A 16,183-nucleotide genomic window follows, 5' to 3' on the forward strand; every position below is an offset into this window, starting at 1 on the left:
TAAAAATCCAGAAAATCAAAGTTTAGAATGAAGCGTTCAAAACATTAATTTATTGCTTCTTTAAATAAATAATTAACGAATTTGATTAAAAATTATTCAAATTTAGAAGAACAAGAATGTCATCAATTTATAAATAATCTTTCTGCAAAATTATTGTTTCATATAGAACATTCATAAAATTCATTTATATTTTGTTCAGTTAATTTAAGAATTTTCTTTTCTTGTGATTTGTTTTTCTTTTTAGTTATTTTTTGCACTTCTTCAGTAAATTGGCCAAATTCTTTAATTTCAAATTTGATGTTTTCGGATAAATCATTCAAAAAAGTTTTTATATTTTTAAATTCCGTTCATTTGACATTATCTGTATTAGTTAATTTTTTTAATAATTCAAATAGCGCTTTTCATTCTATTGTAAATAAGCCATTTCACCATTCTTTAAACAAAGAAGAAATGTTTTTGTAAATTCCGCCTAAGTTTTGCGCAACAACATCAAACTTACCATAGAATTTTTTTCAATCAAACTCCAATAAAGCTTGTAAAAATTCAATAAATTGTTTAAAGTATTTCTGAATTATTGTTGTAATTAATTCAGATATTGCAGAAAAATTTAGTCATTCATTATTTGTTTTGGGTGTCGTATTATTTGATGCAAATAATTCTTTTAGATTTTTTCCTAAAAAGTTAATTCCTGAGGATATATTATTATTTTTTATTTCTGAACCTATTATTCCCGCTGCGATAGCGCCCCCCCCAATATGGCGCAAAAAGTATAGATTTTAGGTTTTGATAAAGCTCCAGAAAATCAAAGCTTAGATTGTAATGCCCAAAAAATCATTTAAAAAATTTCTTTTATCGTGTTAATTAGTTATTTTCTTCCATAATTGAATTAGTTACTCAAGGAGAACTATGAGATCAAGCTAACATATTTTGTCTACTTAATTTTCTCTTCTCTCTATTACTATTATTAATATTTTTTTCTTCCGATTTTCTTAATTCATCTATATTTCACAATAAAAAAAGAAATCCTCTAAATCTTGTTTCAAATTTTTTTGTTTCTTCTAAAGCTTTTTTTCATTTGTTTGAATCGATTCAATTTTGATAAAAACTGCCACCATTATCTCCACCTCAAAGAAAATTTCATGTTTCTACACCAAATAAGGCATTAAACAAAAAATATAAAAAAGTTCCAAATTCTACCTCAAATATGTTTCTATATTTAAAGCCCAGTAAAGTTAAAGCCCCATTTCATAAACTTCTAGAATCAAAATTTATTTCTGAACCATTAGGTTTTTGTTCATGATTGTTGTTTTTTAAATTTTTGAATAAAGATTCTAATGATTGCCAAGGTTTTTTGAAAATATCGAAGATTGGTTCAAAATATTGGCTTACTATTTTAAAAACATTTTTAATTTGTTGAGAAAAAGATCCAAAAAAATTATTTGGACTCTCATTATCTAATTTATTTTGTTGATTATTTTGCAAAAATAACCCAGCAACACTTCTATAAGCAGATGAAAAGGCAGAAGATATTTGTTGACTTGATAATTCACTTGTAGTAAGACTTAGTACAATGCCCCCCCCAACAATTCCAGCGCAAGAAATAATTAGCTTACTGGGGGTTGACAAGCCAATCATCTTAAGACCATTTTGCATTAACATCTTTTGAAAAAACATAAAAACTAGTTAGTTTTTATTTACTTGAAACACAAATATCTTTATCGCTATTTTGTGAATTATTACATATAGCATTTTTTAGTAATCCTTCAAAATATTGAAAATCAACTACATTTATTTTTAGTGCTTCTCATTTTTGATGAATATTTTGAAGATTTTTATTAAATTCATTTAATTCTTGTGAATTTTTATTTATTTCATCTAATGTCTTTCTAGAGTTCAATTTAAGAACAGAAGTTTGTATATTTGTGAGAAAAATATCAATTTTTAAAAAATTCAAGAGAATTGTAAGATCATTTTGATTATTTAAAAAAGATTTTTTTAATAACTGATTTTGCGAAAAATAAACTTTTAATTTTTCGAGTTGAGATGAAAGATTATCTTTAATTTCTTGTAATGTTTTCTTTGCTATTTCGCCCTGAGAATTAGTTGATTTCAATTCTTCTGTGGATTTTTGATTATCATCGCCCCCCCCGAATTGGATGATTTATTATCATTTTGTTCTAACTTAAAAACTGAGTAATTATCTTTTTCTCAATTTAATTCAATCGATTCGCAGCTTTGTTGTTCCTTTTCCTTAGATTGCTGATTAGCAGAATTTATTATGCAAACAAATTTATTTAGAATATTACCTCATTCTTCAACCCTTTTATTAATTTGAGATAATATATTAATTAAATTTTTAAAAACTTCAAATTCACCAGTTTTTATAAGATTTTTTTCTGATATTTTAGTTAATTCATCAAAAGCTTTCATTAATTGCTTTATGATATCTATATTTTTTTCATAAAGCTTAGTTAATACCCCTTCTTTCTCCATAATAGATTGAAATAACTTTTTCATTTCATCATATTTAAGATTTTTAAATTCTTCAGCATTTTCTTTGTACTTTTTTCAAGTCTCGTGCAAAGATTTAGTATTGTCTAATTTTGTTTTTTCTTCCGATTTAAATTCATTTATTTCTCTACTATCGTAAATAGAACTGCCAGCTTTAAAGAAATTTTTTAATTGTTTTTCGGGAATATTTAAGTTATAAGGAATTAAATAAGACAATAATCCTGCAGTTCCTGAAGTTAATAAAAATAAAGTAATTAATTTTGATAGTAAAAACATATTTAATTAATTTCTAGAAATTTAATTGCACTCAATTGTGTAATTATTGAAAATGTTTTTCGGAATTAAAGATATAAAAAAATTAATTAAATTTTTTTAGTTTTCAAATAAATTTAAACTTTGCCTATATTTGGGCAAAATTAGAGCGAAATAAAGGTTTGTAATGAGTTTATTAATATAAATTTACTTTTTTTGTTGATCTTGTTGCTGCCCCTCTGGAACTGAATTAATTGCTCAAGGGGCACTATAAGCCAAGGCAAACATATTATTTCTACTTATTTTTTTTCTTTTTAATTCTTGATTTGGTTTTTTATGGTTGTTTGTTTCTAATTCTCCCAATTTATTTATATTTCATAAAAGAAAAAGAAATCCTTTCATTCTCTCCTCAAATTTTTCTGTTCCTTTCAAAGCATTTTTCCATTTGTCTAAATTAATTCAATTTTGATAAAAACTTGCGCCATGATCTCCTTTTCACAAAAAGTTTCATTTATCTAAGTCAAATAAAGCATTAAATAAAAAATATAAAAAAGCTCCAAATTCTACTTCAAAAATATCTCTATATTTAAAACCTAGCAAAGTGAAAGCCCCATTTCATAAACTTTTAGAATCAAGAGTCATTGTTGGAATTTGATTCCCTCCATTACTTGAATTTTGTTGTTCTTTTAAAGTTTTGAATAAAGATTCTAATGATTTGAAGGAACCTGTGAAGATATTAAAAATTGGTTCAAAATATTTTTTTACTATTTCAAAAACACTTGTAATTTGTTTTGTAAGAGACTGCAGAAAATTATTTTGATTATTACTTTGATCTTTTTCTGAATTTTTAGGCTGAAATAATCCAGCAATGCTTCTATAAGCAGATGAAAAGGCAGAAGATATTTGTTGACTTGATAATTCATTTGTAGTAATACTCAGTACAATGCCCCCCCCAACAATTCCAGCACAAGAAACAATTAGCTTACTGGGGGTTGCAAAGCCAATCAGCTTAAGACCATTTTGCATTAACATCTTATGGAAAAACATAAAAACTAATTAGCTTTTAATTTTATCGGCGAGAGACGATCTGCAATCTCTTGAAAGAAGTTAGCTATTTCAAGCAATCAATTAGATTGGCCTGGTATAGGCAAAACAAACATATTAAATAAAGAACCTCATTCATATATTATTCTTGCCAATTCTCCTGGCTTAGTATTCATATAACCTCTTATCATATCTTTTGTAATCGCAGGATAATTGCGATTATTAAAACTTGATTGATTACTGAAAGCTCCGCCAATAATTAAACCACTACTATTTTTAAAGTTAGATAAGTCTTTAATTAATTTTGAAAAATCTTTAACTTTTTGAATAGCATTTTTTGGATTTTTCAAAAATTCAGATATAAAAACAGATAAAGCTCCTTCTTCAGCTTTAAAGGGAGAATTCTTATCAATACCAGATAATACTTCCATAAATTTTTTAGTAGATTGTAAACTTTCCCCTTTAAATAAATTAAATAAAGCTTCTCTTTGATCACTTTCAATAAACATTTTTAAAAATTCTCGAAAATGCATAATTAAATTTTTAAAAACTTGCAAAAACTGTCAGATTCAATCTTTTAATCTGTGAATATTTAAAAATAAATCTTTTAGAAATCAAAATGAATCCTTTATTGATATGCTAACGTGCGGTAAAGAATCTGAAAGAACTTTATAAGATTGTTGAAAAAATTGTGATATTGGATTTCAAATTTGATTGAAATTTCAATTAGAATTTTCTTGTTTAGCTTGATTTAAATTATTTTGAGAAAAAATTTCTTTTCCCAGTGCTTTAAATTTTGATATTATTTTCAAATTAACTTCTGGATGAGAAATGCTAGCCACAATTGCTACTCCGATTACAGAAGAAGATAAATATAAAAGTTTTTTATGGGTAATTCCGGTCGCCCATAATCTTGTTTGAAGTTTTCAAAACATGCTTTAAAAATTATTTTTTATTTATAAATATTAAAGTAATTATTTAATTTTTTAAAATTTTAGGGCCCTTCTAGGCCCTAATTAAAAGGCTTTAGAAAAAAGTTAAATAATTAATTCTCATAAAAATATATCTGTAAATTGAACATTTTTGAAATATTTAGATAGCTGATTTTAAATCTAAACTATATTATTTTTTGAATTATTTGAAAATTTTTTATAAATTTATTTTTTTTCCTTCTGTTCTTGAAAAATTGAATCAGTTACTCAAGGAGAGCTATAAGTCCAAGCAAGCATATTTCTCCTACTTAATGTTCTTTTTGGTTTTGGACTTTGATTGCTTTTAGAATTAGTTTTTTCAAATTCTCCTAGTTTATTTATATTTCATAAAAGAAAAAGAAATCCTTTTAGTCTTTTATCAAATTGATCATCTTTAGTGAAAGCTTTCTTTCAGTTTTCTAAATTAATTCAACTTTGTAACAAATTTTTATTATTTTCTCCATTTCAGAGAAAATTTCATTTTTTCAAGTCTAATAAAGCATTAAATAAGAAATATAAAACGGCACCAAATTCTACCTCAAAAATATCTCTATATCTAAATCCCAATAAAGTTCAAAATCCATTTCATAAACTTTTGGAATCAAAAGTTATTTCTGGAGAAGAAGAACTTTGACTATCGCCATTTTGCTGTTGCTTTAAATTTTTAAATAAAGCTTCTAATGATGTTCGAGGTGTTTTGAAAATATCAAAGATTGGTTCAAAATATTTTTTTACTATTTCAAAAAAATCTTTAATTTGTTTTCCGAAAGATTGAAAAAAATTATTTTGACTATTTTCTAATTTTTTTTGATTGCTTTGCTGAAATAAACCAACAAAACTTTTATAAGCAGATGAAAAGGCAGAAGATATCTGTTTATTTAGTACTTCACTTGTAGTAATGCTTAATACAATGCCCCCCCCAATAATTCCAGCACAAGAAATAATTAGCTTACTGGGGGAGGCAAAGCCAACTAATTTAAAACCAGTATGAATTAACATTCTCGATAAAAACATAAAAATTAATTAATTTTTTATTGTCTTATCATTCAAAACACAAATATTTATATCATCATTTTGCGAATTATTGCATATAGCATTTTTTAGTAATCCTTCAAAATGTTGAAAATCAGTTATATTTATTTTTAAATCTTCTCATTTTTGGTAAATTTTTTGTAGATTTTTATTAAATTCATTTAACTCTTCATATTTTTTATTTATTTCTTTTATTGTTTTTTCAGAATTGAGTTTAAGCGCTGAAGTTTGCGCATCTGACATTAAAACATTAACTTTTATTAAAAATAAGGCATTCATTAGAATTTTTTGTTTTGTTTCTAGAGATTCTTTTACCATTTCATTATTAAGAAAATAATTTTTTAATTTTTGTTGTTCTTCTATAAGTTTTGATTTAATTTCTTGTAATTGTTTTTTGACTTCTTCTCCCTTTAGAGTAGGTTTATTGGATAATTGTTGTGTATTAACACCCCCCCCGCAGAATGTGAATTTTGATTATTTTTCGAAAGATTTTCTAAAGTTCACTCTTCATTTTGTTGTTCACATGCTTCATTTTGTTGTGTCTCTTTATTTGAAATATCTATGATGCAAATAAATTGTTTTAAGATATTACCTAATTCTTTAACTCTTTCATTAATTTGTTTCAATAAGTTTGCTTTATGTTTGAATTGCTCTAGTCATGCAGTTACTGATATATTTTCTTTTGACTGTTCAGCTAATTCTTCAAAAGACTTTATTAATTGATTTATAACCTCTATGTTTTTTTCATAGAGTTTGTTTAATTGTTCTTCCGAATTGAGAATAGATTGAAATAATTCCTGAATTGTTTTAAATTTAAGTTCTTTAAGTTCTTCTGCACTTTCTTTATATTTTTTTCAATCAGTATGAAGAGATTTAGTATTGTTTAATCTTTCTGTCTCATTTGTTTTAAATTGATTTATTTCTTGATTATCATAAATAGATTCGCCTGCTTTAAAGAAATTTGCTAATTGATTTTCGGAAGAACTTAAGCTATAAGGAATTAAATAGGATAATAAGCTAGTAGTTCCAGAAGTAAACAAAAATAAAGTAATTAATTTTGACAGTAAAAACATATTTAATTAATTGTTAAGGTGCTAATTTTCCCCCTATGGGGAAAAACTATCGTTTAATTATTAAAAATATCTTCTTGAATTGAAGATATAAAAATTAACTGAATTTTCAATTCTTTTTATTTTTCAAATAAGTTTGAATTTCAGGACTATATTTTTCTAGTTGAGTTCTATATGAGGAAACATTACTTCCAGTTCCAGCAATTAAGTCAAAACCAGGCAGAATTATTCTTCCATCTTTACCTATTACTCAATTACCTCTTACAGGCTCAATAAATCCATAATTAAGTCCTTGATTAAACATTCTATATAAACCTAAGAATTCTCCGTTTTGATTCAAAACCATACTTCCTGAAGCGCCTCTACCTAAAAATGCATTATCTATTAGATAGTTATATCCCCAACCAGACAATAGTTTTCCATTTCATGATACTTTAGAAGCATTTGAAACTTTATCTACAGAAGTCATATCTACGTGTCCAGGAATAATTTCTCTTTGACTATTCAATAAGTTATATTCGTGCGGGAAATAACCATTATTTCTGAAAAAAGTTAATTTACTTTCAGAAGGAATTACATTGTAATGTTGATCTAGGTAACTCTCATTAACTATTCTGAATTTATGATTCATAGAGAATGAAAGATTATCTGCAACGCTTCCTGGATATCCTCCCATAAAGAAACGATCCTCAGATTTAGCCAATTTTTCTGGATCATATTTGCTCATTAATTCTGGAACAAAAAAATTAATATATTTTTTGTTTGTTTTGGAAATATTATCTTTGTAATATTTTTCAAATACTTTATTAGTTATAAATCTTGCTTGTCTTTCATTAGCAAAATTAACCTCTAATACTCCAAAATCTTTGAAATAACTATTATTCTTTATTTCATGGCCTGAAACAGTATATCTAGGTCCCAAAAAGTCCACTGCAGCATATACTAATTTAGGTTCTTTTACAGTTGTGGTGAAAATTCTCGGAGCATCATAATTTTTTCATCTATCTCAAGTTGGAGCCAATCCTAATCATTGATAGAAAGGATTATTTCGATAATAACTTCAATTTCCTGAATGAGTTTTTAATAGAGATGAATATAAATTATTCTCTCTATCTCTATCATTAATATCTTCTTCAGTGTACAAATTCAATATAGATTTATTATTGAGAATAGAATCTTCGCAAGAATCTAGTTTATATCTATAATTTCTAGATCTAGTAGAAATATGATTTGATATTGAATTTTCAGTAATTGGTAAAGAAGTGTTATATGGATTATTTTTGAATCTAAATTTATTAATTACATGTAAATTTGTAGCTATAAACCATTTTGTTGGATAAGTTTTATTATCTTTTGGTAATTCAAAATCTAACAATCATCCTGTACCTGATTGGCAAGGCATTGCTAATTTCACAGTATGATCTTTAATCATTTTGTAAATTTCTTTAGCAGTGTCTTGATGACTTATTTTCATGAAATTTATTCTTTTGGTAAAGCCTAAATCTTTATCAAAATCTCAATATCCTGTTGTAAGATTTTTTAATTCTTCTTGGGTAAAGTAGTTATTACCTCTAGAAATGGTTGATTTAGCATTGTAAACTTTGTTTTCATTGGTATTTACCGATGTTCCGCCAGACGACATCTTATCTAAGTGGTAAAAATATCCATCATCAACAAATTTTCCTGAAGACATAGCTCCATAAATTTGATGACCACCAAGACCAACACCAAGAACTAAGAAAAGTTTTACTCCATTAATAATTAAAGGTAAAAAAGCCATCTACTTAATAAATAACCAAATTATTGTAAAAATTAAAGTATATATGAAAAAGCATTATAAACCATTTAAATTATAGATTAATAAATTATAACTCAGTGTTAGCAATTTTTTAATAAATTAATGTTCTCAATTTAAAAAATAATGGCAGCTAGAATTCCATTGTGAGTTATCACTACAACAGTATTTTCATCTATCTCTGTTCCAATAATTAAAAATGTTACTTTTAATACCAATACATCCAATCAAATACATAATTATTTCTTTAGATTGCCTTTATTTAGTAAAGATAATAAAGATAATAAAGCCCTAATTAATGAAGACAAAAAAAGAATAGAGGGATATTACAAAAAGTATTATCCTCATACTGCTTTTGTTAATGAAGTAACTAATTTTAGTTCTAAACAAATAGAAGGGGAAAATAATCCTAATTTTTATATTCAAGTACAAAAAGGAGAATATGACAAAAATAGAGAATTAGAGTGATTAAAAGCAGTTAGATTAAATCAAATAACTATTGATAAATATTATGAGAAAAAAGCTTTAGATTCTTCTTTAAAAGATGATGATACTTTTAAAGAATTAATTAAGGTGGAAAATTTATTCCCTGAGCGTTCTAAGAGCGCACAAAATGCTTTAAATCAAGAAGCTATAGATTTATTTCTGAAAAATGTAAAAATTCCAATTGAAGATATCAAAAGACTAGTTTATTATCCTTCAGAAAGAACAGGAGCTAAAAGATGATTTGTATGACTAGATAAAGATCTTTTAAAGCTTAAATTAAATTTAGGCTTTCATATTTGATTTTTTAATCAACCCTTTTTAAAAGGGAATGTTTCAGTTAAAAATTTCTTTAATTTAAGTAAAGAAGAGAGTGAGAAAATTAAAGAAAAGATTGAATCACTATATAAATTACTAACAGAAGAAGAAAAGAATTTTTTCTCTCTTTATTACAGTCATTTTTGAATAATGAAGAAAAAAGATAATAAAGAACTTAAAGCTCAAGAAATAACTTCTGAAGAGATAAATAAAATGTACCATTTATTGAGCGAAAAAGAGGAAAAAATAGATATTTTTAGAGATCATTTATTGCAAGTGATTGAAGGGGGAGATAAATTAGCTTTTGAATCATTTTTTCCAAATTATATTACTTATGCATCAGGCCCTGATGCTTTACATACACTAGAAGTGGCAAATGAATTTAATAGTAATGTAAAAGTTACTATTACTCCAGATAGAAGAATAAATAAAGCTTGAAAAGTGAATGAAATATTAGATTTATTCAAAAATTACAGTATTAAAAATTTCACTTTAAGAACTACTGATAATCAAAAAGACCAATGACCAATATCAATATTTTCAAAAATTGGTGGAAATAATTTCCCAATTATTAGAGAAGAGTATTTTACTCAAAAGAAAGTAATTTAAGAAGATAGTGGAGGGATTACTCCCTTGCCTATTATTTGTATTCTTTTTGGTTTTTTTTAGTTGAACTAGATATAAAATACCTGGCCTTGTTACTTCCGCTTTTTTATCTATTTCTTCTTTTTCTATATATAACTTATTTATATTAGGGGGTCTTCCTTTAAATAAAGAAACAATTTTTGGTGTAATATCACTCATTTTCTTTTCCCATTTAAAAGTAATTAATTTCTTTAAGTTATTGCAGAAATTTTTGTTTTTAAAAATTTATACCTTTAAAGTAGCTATTTCATTAGCTAAGAAAAAACACAATATTTATCTTTATGAATTAGCTTTATTTCTTCTAATTCCTGGTTCTATTTTTATATTTTTATTACCTAACACTCTTAAAAATTTAGCTTTACTAATAGTATTAGGAGTATTTAGTATTTTTGCTTTATGATGATTATTTTTTAATTTTTATTTACCCAAATTAATCTGCTCTTTAGAGCATAAAAGAAAATTAATTTTTCCAGAAAGACAGTGGAGAAATATAAAATATTCACGAATTCTAGGCAATGAAGAAGAAAATGAATCAATAATAAATGGCCCTGTTAAAAGAATTAGAAGAAATTGGGCACCTTTATTAATGTTTTTAGCATTTCTGGGTTTGTTAATCTCTCTCTCAACCGCAAATTTAAATTATCCCGATTTTTTTAAAAATAATCAATTACTTTCCTTTGATCAAAATAATTTTTCAACATTACAAGATACTTTAAATAATTTGAAAGCAAAACCATTACAAGATATTCCCAAAAATGTGCAACAAAATACCTCAAATAGCTCTTCTTTGTTGTACTATCTTTTTCCAGAAGGGGTTTCTTTAGATAACTTAATTTCACAATTAACTAATGGAAAAAAACAACAAAATGAACAATCATCAACTGCACAAAATTATACCCTACAAACTACTGAAGCTTTCTCCAAAATGCCAGATTTAAAAGCTACAGTTAAGTTGTCTTTCCTGTCAATAGTACCTTTATTTATATATATATGATGTAGATTTAAAGCAATCAATGCTTTAGCTTTTATTATTTCCTCTATATCTTTATTTGGCATTAACTATTTCTTATTATTCTCAACAACATTAAAAATTTCTAATTTAATTCCAGAAATTTTAATTATCAGTTTCATAATATTGTTGATTTCTTGAGCTAATTCTCTTTCTTTTTCAGGAGCACTTTCTGGAGATATTAGTAAAGTAGAAAATAAAAAATTATTTTTAAGAGTTCAAGCCAATAGACTGAAATGAATGATGAGGCAAGGAGGCTTTTATTATCTTCATTTATTATTAGTATCTTGTGGAATTTATTTATTTTTTAGAGAATATGATATAGCATATGCTATATTCCTACTTGTTTTATTTAGTTGCATTACTTTATTATTTTTCTCATCTGTTTCTTGTTTTTGATTGGAGAAGTTTAGTTTAATGGTTGGCAGAAATTATGCAAGATTATATGGTATGTTTAATAGAGTTAGAGAAAGAAATTATGAAAGTCAAGCTGAAGAAGAAAGAGTTATAGGAATTAACTCTAATTAGCTTATTGTTTTAAAAAAGGGCTTTTGGCCCTTTTTTATAACTTCCCTTAAAAGAGAGTTATTCTATTTTTTGGCCAATTATTCAATATATTTCTTTGTAAATCTATTTGCGGAGATAAAAAACATTCAGGATTTTCATAAGTAAAGCAATTTTCATGTGATTTATTAATAATGTTTTCTGGAGGTGTTCTTTTTCAATATCTATTAATCAAATCAATTATTAAATTGGAAATGCTCGTGAAAGTTAAAATTCCCGTAGCTATTCCCATTAGGGAGGAAGCACCCCCTTGGGTCTGTTTCTTTTCTGAAAGAGTTAATTTTCTCATATTTTTTAAACCATTCAGGGAATTCCAAAAGAAATTCCACTTTTGTAATAATAAGGAGAAAATCTAATCATAGGTCTAAAAGCTTCTGATGCATAAGCATAAAAATCTCTTCTGCTATTTGAATTACTATTTATATAGTTATCTTGAGAATTAGATATTCCCGATGGGTTAAAAAATCTTGAAGAGATTTTACCTACTGAATAATTTTTTCTATTAGCAAAAAGAGAATATATTTCTTCTCCTAAAGAAATAATTCCCGGAATAGCTGATAAAGATAATAAAGAAATATTATGCAATTTAGTGTTATAAGTATTTATTTTGGATTTTGCAGAAGAAAAAGGAGAAATTCTTCTCCTTCCGGCTCCCCCTACAATTTGTTTTTTCTCACTTTCTGAAAGTTTTTTCATTTTCTTAATTTTTTCATTCTATTAATATTCGATTTTTTTAAAAAGGAATAAAAAATTTTAATTAATCATTTGTTCAGATTACATTTTTATTGAATATGTACTCTAAATGCTTGAAAAGGTTATATCTAGCTACAATACTTTGATAAGGAGTATCTGAATCTTGGGCTTTAGCTTTTTCATCAACTTTCTTTTGATCTTTCTCTAATTCTTCAATTTTGTCTACATTCAAGATAAAAGGATTTCCATCCTTATAAATAATTATTGTTGGAATACCTTGTTGTTTTTCTCCAAAATAATAATGTAGAAGAGAAAGTATTTTTCTAGCTTTTAAAGCTGATTTATCATATCTAACGTAGTCTCCTTGAACTTTTCCCTGACTTAATAAAGTTTCATGTCATTTAGTTCATGGAAAAGTAGCTAAATCATCATTATTTCTATTGTCTAAATTGGGGATTTTATCACTAAAAAAAATAAATTTAATTTTTTTTAATTTATCTTTAGTTTTTGCCAATGAATAAGTTTCATAAAAAACACCACTCTTATAAATATTTTTATGATTTCCTATTCAATTTCCCGGAGACTCTCTACCGCTATATAAAAAGTCTGTACAGTGCGGGCATGCATCCGAACCAAAATAAAGAACGTAATTTCCATTATTGTATTTCTTAGTCCCTTTAATTAGCTCTGCATCAGAATGTTTAACTGTAGGTAATTCATCGAATTTATTTATTGATTCATCATCAGTATATTGATTTTCTGAACTATTGTTATTTGACGTAATTGAAAACTGATTATCTGTGTTCATGGCGTAATGTTCAGGCTTAGGATTAAATTCTTTGAATGAATATTCAGTATATTTATCTCCAGCAAGTATTGTTGGGATGCTAATGGCTCCAGCCCCTATGGAGCTAAAACTTAAAATCAAAAGAGCTTTAAGTTTTCCTAAACCTAAAATCAAGTTAGTTAGAGGATTTCATTAAATTTAATTAATTTTAAGTTTTTATATATAACCCAATAATTGGCTTTGTTGTTATATAAAAATTAATTAAGTAGGAATTGTCGGAGAATATTGTTGAATGTTTTATTGAAATATCAAAACATTCTAATTTGAAATATGAATTTAATAATCAAAAGTTGAAATTGGATAGAGTTCTTTTTGGCTCAGAAGTTTATCCACATAATTATGGGTTTATTTCTGACACTCTTTCAGAAGATGGTGATCCTTTGGATGTAGTGGTATTATCTAATTTTTCTTCAACTCCTGGAACTTATTTGGATGGAAGAATTTTAGGAACATTAGAAATGATAGATTCTGGAGAACAAGATTGAAAGGTAATTGCAATAATGGATTCAGATCCAAGACTTAAACATATAAATTCTTTGGAAGATGTTCCAAAACATTGAAAAGATGAATTAATTAATTTTTTTGAAAATTACAAAAAGTTGGAAAATAAAAAAGTTTCTTTAGGTTCTTTTTTATCTTTAGAGAAAACTATTTCTTTAATTAAAGAAGCTAAAGAAAGGTGAAAATCTAATCAAAAAAATTTATAATGGCGCATCTAATAGGACTCGAACCTATACTCTTTTGATCCGAAGTCAAATGCTTTGTCCAATTAAGCTATAGATGCATAATTCTTAAGAACTAAAATCTCCAGAAAGATTTTACTTCCAGATACACTTTCCTTCGTTCAGGAAAGTGTTGATCTCTTTTTTGAAAAGATTCATAATGAATTTAATATTTCTCTTCGAACAGCTATTAGAGAATTTACAGAATATCATGTATACTCTTGTAATTATTTAGGTCTTGCCGCGGATCCTAAAAACTTATCTCTTTATTATCAATTTAATTACGATTCTGAGAAAAATTTAGCTACATTAGAAAAAATTTTCTTTGTTTCTCCTGAAGCTAGACATATCCTAACTCATAATTATTTATTAGAAATTGATTCTTATTCAAAATCAAAAGTAAAGAAATGTGCTAATAAATTTAAGCAACAAGTTAATTCAAAATCTAGTTTATTTAAATTTGAAAATAGTTTTAAAGGATTAACTTTTTTCTCAGATTACAACAAATTAGAAAGTTTTAAGGCTAAAAAAATATTATTAGATTATTCTTGATTAAGAGAACAAAATAAACAATTATTACTTCTTAAAAATTTGAATAATAATTATGAAAATGAATTTCTTAAAGAAGTAGTAATTAAATTTGATTTATCATTTTTGACAAAATCCCATTTCTTTGAAAATGATAAATATGCTAGCTTTAAAAGTATTTTGCCTCCAAATTTAATTGTGGAATTGCCTTTAACAATAGAATATGAATTAGAAAAAGTTCCCGAGTCTTTAAGAAAAGAACAAATGATCGGTCTTTCTAATTTAAAAATGAATATTTCTTAGTTAGTTTATGTTAATTAATATTCAATCAGCAGAGGAATTAGAACTACTTCTTTTAGGACATGAAGTTGTTATAGATTTTTATGCTGATTGATGCCCCCCTTGTAGGCAATTAATGCCTATTCTTGAAAAAATATCTGATAGTCAGCCTTTTATGCATTCCATAAAATTTGCTAAAGTGAATATTTCTGGTCTTCCTGAGCTAGCTAAGAAATATGAAATTTCTTCCATTCCCACTTTAGTATTTATTTCTCAAAAGCATAGCAAAACAGAAAGACATTCAGGTTTATTATCAGAAGAAAATTTAATTGATGCATTAGAGAAGTTTTTCTTCTAAATTAAAGAATGTCTAAAGATAGCCTCCCCAGCGGAGGTACTATTCTCCTGTGAGCTTTTTCAGCATTAACAATATTCACTGTTTTATTAGGATGTAAAAAATTATTTTTTAGATTATGATGTCAAAAAAATTATTTGATATTCCCAAGTTTAAATATCAATACTATTTCAAGTATTGCAATGATTATTGCTGCAAATACAGCAATAATATTTGCAATTATTTTTCTTACTCATAATCTTTTAGGAGTTGTCTTTCAAATTTATCCGGGAAGTAGATTATTAATTGAAACTATATTAATAAAGATAGGTGGTAGTCTTTATGGTCCAGTAATAGGTATGTTAATAGGTCTTTTAACAGACCTATTAACAGTAATTCTTACTTCATCAGTTTTTAATTATGGATATTTATTGGCAGCTATTTTTAATGGCTTTTTAGGAGGTTTTATTTTTATGCTTAGAGATACTAAAAAATCTAGAACAAAAGTTAAATATTGACAAAATTCAATATTTATTATTTGCTTATTAATTGGAACAGGAATTGTTTTTTCTTTCTTCTTTGAAACTGTTAAAGCCAAAAATATAGCAAGCGGAGGAATTGCACTAAATATTTTTGGAAAAGATATTAAATCTCCAGCTTGAGTTTTTGAAGCCTTTCTCTCCACTATTGCTGGCTTAATAATATTTGGCTTAATAGGTAGTTTAGTGCTTTCTGATGAAAGAGTTTCAGTGAAATACTGCGAAAAAGCTAAAAAATGAAATATTATTTGTAGATTAATAGCATTGAATTTCATTTCTTATATTTTGGTAGATCTTATTACCCTTCCATTATTTGATATAAAAATATCTACATTACCTTATGAACAGTTTTTTGTAATGAGAAATATAGCTTTAATGCCAGCTGTCACTTTCTCTACTTTTATAGTTTGAAAAATTTTCAAACTAAATGAAAAATTGCATTTTACTTCTTTTAAAGAAAAAACAGTTCTTCCGAGTAATTCTTCAAGCTCTTCTTTCCCTAATATTCAATGTCATCCTAATTTAAGTTACTAATTTAATTTTTTAA

At 25.8% G+C, this 16,183-nt stretch carries 19 protein-coding genes and 1 tRNA gene; 6 read left to right on the forward strand and 14 right to left on the reverse strand.

Annotation, left to right across the window (positions count from 1 at the left end):
- Positions 1–92 precede the first annotated feature (92 nt).
- The 10 genes from PRV_RS00465 to PRV_RS00510 all read right to left on the reverse strand — a co-directional run bounded on the left by PRV_RS00465 (position 93) and on the right by PRV_RS00510 (position 8,660).
- Positions 93–764, reverse strand: coding sequence for a hypothetical protein (locus PRV_RS00465; RefSeq protein WP_022768927.1), 672 nt, complete (start codon positions 762–764; stop codon positions 93–95).
- A gap of 97 nt (positions 765–861) precedes the next feature.
- Positions 862–1,674 carry a hypothetical protein gene (locus tag PRV_RS00470; RefSeq protein WP_236608069.1) on the reverse strand — a complete coding sequence of 271 codons (813 nt, stop codon included), beginning with the start codon at positions 1,672–1,674 and terminating at the stop codon, positions 862–864.
- 16 nt (positions 1,675–1,690) lie between these two features.
- Positions 1,691–2,113 carry a hypothetical protein gene (locus PRV_RS00475; RefSeq protein ID WP_022768933.1) on the reverse strand — a complete coding sequence of 141 codons (423 nt, stop codon included), beginning with the start codon at positions 2,111–2,113 and terminating at the stop codon, positions 1,691–1,693.
- The gene (locus tag PRV_RS02865; protein ID WP_022768937.1) at positions 2,083–2,787 is read right to left on the reverse strand and encodes a hypothetical protein; all 705 of its coding nucleotides are present in this window, start codon (positions 2,785–2,787) and stop codon (positions 2,083–2,085) included. Before PRV_RS02865 ends, PRV_RS00475 begins: the two co-directional genes overlap by 31 nt.
- A gap of 183 nt (positions 2,788–2,970) precedes the next feature.
- On the reverse strand, positions 2,971–3,795 hold the full coding sequence (locus PRV_RS00485; RefSeq protein ID WP_022768940.1) for a hypothetical protein: 825 nt from the start codon (positions 3,793–3,795) through the stop codon (positions 2,971–2,973).
- Positions 3,796–3,815: 20 nt separating this feature from the next.
- The gene (locus PRV_RS00490; protein ID WP_022768944.1) at positions 3,816–4,742 is read right to left on the reverse strand and encodes a hypothetical protein; all 927 of its coding nucleotides are present in this window, start codon (positions 4,740–4,742) and stop codon (positions 3,816–3,818) included.
- 222 nt (positions 4,743–4,964) lie between these two features.
- Positions 4,965–5,792, reverse strand: a complete 828-nt coding sequence (locus PRV_RS00495; RefSeq protein ID WP_144062286.1) for a hypothetical protein — start codon at positions 5,790–5,792, stop codon at positions 4,965–4,967.
- A gap of 9 nt (positions 5,793–5,801) precedes the next feature.
- The gene (locus PRV_RS00500) at positions 5,802–6,128 is read right to left on the reverse strand and encodes a hypothetical protein (RefSeq protein WP_022768951.1); all 327 of its coding nucleotides are present in this window, start codon (positions 6,126–6,128) and stop codon (positions 5,802–5,804) included.
- A gap of 92 nt (positions 6,129–6,220) precedes the next feature.
- On the reverse strand, positions 6,221–6,883 hold the full coding sequence (locus PRV_RS00505) for a hypothetical protein (RefSeq protein ID WP_144062287.1): 663 nt from the start codon (positions 6,881–6,883) through the stop codon (positions 6,221–6,223).
- A gap of 94 nt (positions 6,884–6,977) precedes the next feature.
- Positions 6,978–8,660 carry an MIP family Ig-specific serine endopeptidase gene (locus tag PRV_RS00510; RefSeq protein WP_022768958.1) on the reverse strand — a complete coding sequence of 561 codons (1,683 nt, stop codon included), beginning with the start codon at positions 8,658–8,660 and terminating at the stop codon, positions 6,978–6,980.
- Between the two features lie 141 nt (positions 8,661–8,801).
- On the opposite strand from PRV_RS00510, the gene PRV_RS00515 reads away from it, so the two are divergent.
- On the forward strand, positions 8,802–10,085 hold the full coding sequence (locus PRV_RS00515) for a hypothetical protein (protein WP_022768962.1): 1,284 nt from the start codon (positions 8,802–8,804) through the stop codon (positions 10,083–10,085).
- Positions 10,086–10,092: 7 nt separating this feature from the next.
- Positions 10,093–11,658 carry a hypothetical protein gene (locus PRV_RS00520; protein WP_043896025.1) on the forward strand — a complete coding sequence of 522 codons (1,566 nt, stop codon included), beginning with the start codon at positions 10,093–10,095 and terminating at the stop codon, positions 11,656–11,658.
- 46 nt (positions 11,659–11,704) lie between these two features.
- Here the strand turns inward: PRV_RS00520 and PRV_RS00525 are convergent, their stop codons facing one another.
- The 3 genes from PRV_RS00525 to PRV_RS00535 form a co-directional block, all read right to left on the reverse strand.
- Positions 11,705–11,983: a hypothetical protein gene (locus PRV_RS00525; RefSeq protein ID WP_022768970.1), complete on the reverse strand. Its 279-nt coding sequence runs from the start codon at positions 11,981–11,983 to the stop codon at positions 11,705–11,707.
- 5 nt (positions 11,984–11,988) lie between these two features.
- Positions 11,989–12,390 (reverse strand): hypothetical protein, encoded by a 402-nt coding sequence (locus PRV_RS00530; protein ID WP_022768973.1) that lies wholly within the window; start codon positions 12,388–12,390, stop codon positions 11,989–11,991.
- Positions 12,391–12,451: 61 nt separating this feature from the next.
- Positions 12,452–13,348: a DUF6856 family protein gene (locus tag PRV_RS00535; RefSeq protein WP_022768977.1), complete on the reverse strand. Its 897-nt coding sequence runs from the start codon at positions 13,346–13,348 to the stop codon at positions 12,452–12,454.
- Between the two features lie 98 nt (positions 13,349–13,446).
- Between PRV_RS00535 and PRV_RS00540 the strand changes: the two genes are divergently transcribed.
- Positions 13,447–13,941 (forward strand): inorganic diphosphatase, encoded by a 495-nt coding sequence (locus tag PRV_RS00540; protein WP_022768980.1) that lies wholly within the window; start codon positions 13,447–13,449, stop codon positions 13,939–13,941.
- On the opposite strand, the gene PRV_RS00545 is transcribed toward PRV_RS00540, so the two are convergent.
- A tRNA-Arg gene (locus PRV_RS00545) sits at positions 13,942–14,018 on the reverse strand.
- A gap of 529 nt (positions 14,019–14,547) precedes the next feature.
- Here PRV_RS00545 and PRV_RS03095 point away from each other — a divergent pair.
- From PRV_RS03095 to PRV_RS00560, 3 genes are read left to right on the forward strand one after another with little or no spacing between them, the layout of a single operon-like run.
- A complete protein-coding gene (locus PRV_RS03095; RefSeq protein ID WP_022768984.1) occupies positions 14,548–14,787 on the forward strand; it encodes a hypothetical protein in 240 nt (79 codons plus the stop codon).
- Between the two features lie 7 nt (positions 14,788–14,794).
- Positions 14,795–15,121 carry a thioredoxin family protein gene (locus PRV_RS00555; protein WP_022768987.1) on the forward strand — a complete coding sequence of 109 codons (327 nt, stop codon included), beginning with the start codon at positions 14,795–14,797 and terminating at the stop codon, positions 15,119–15,121.
- A gap of 8 nt (positions 15,122–15,129) precedes the next feature.
- Entirely contained in the window at positions 15,130–16,170 is a 1,041-nt protein-coding gene (locus PRV_RS00560) for a hypothetical protein (RefSeq protein ID WP_022768990.1), read from the forward strand.
- Positions 16,171–16,183 lie beyond the last annotated feature (13 nt).

The sequence above is a fragment of the Mycoplasma parvum str. Indiana genome (assembly GCF_000477415.1).
GTDB classification, from domain to species: domain Bacteria; phylum Bacillota_I; class Bacilli_A; order Mycoplasmatales; family Mycoplasmoidaceae; genus Eperythrozoon_A; species Eperythrozoon_A parvum.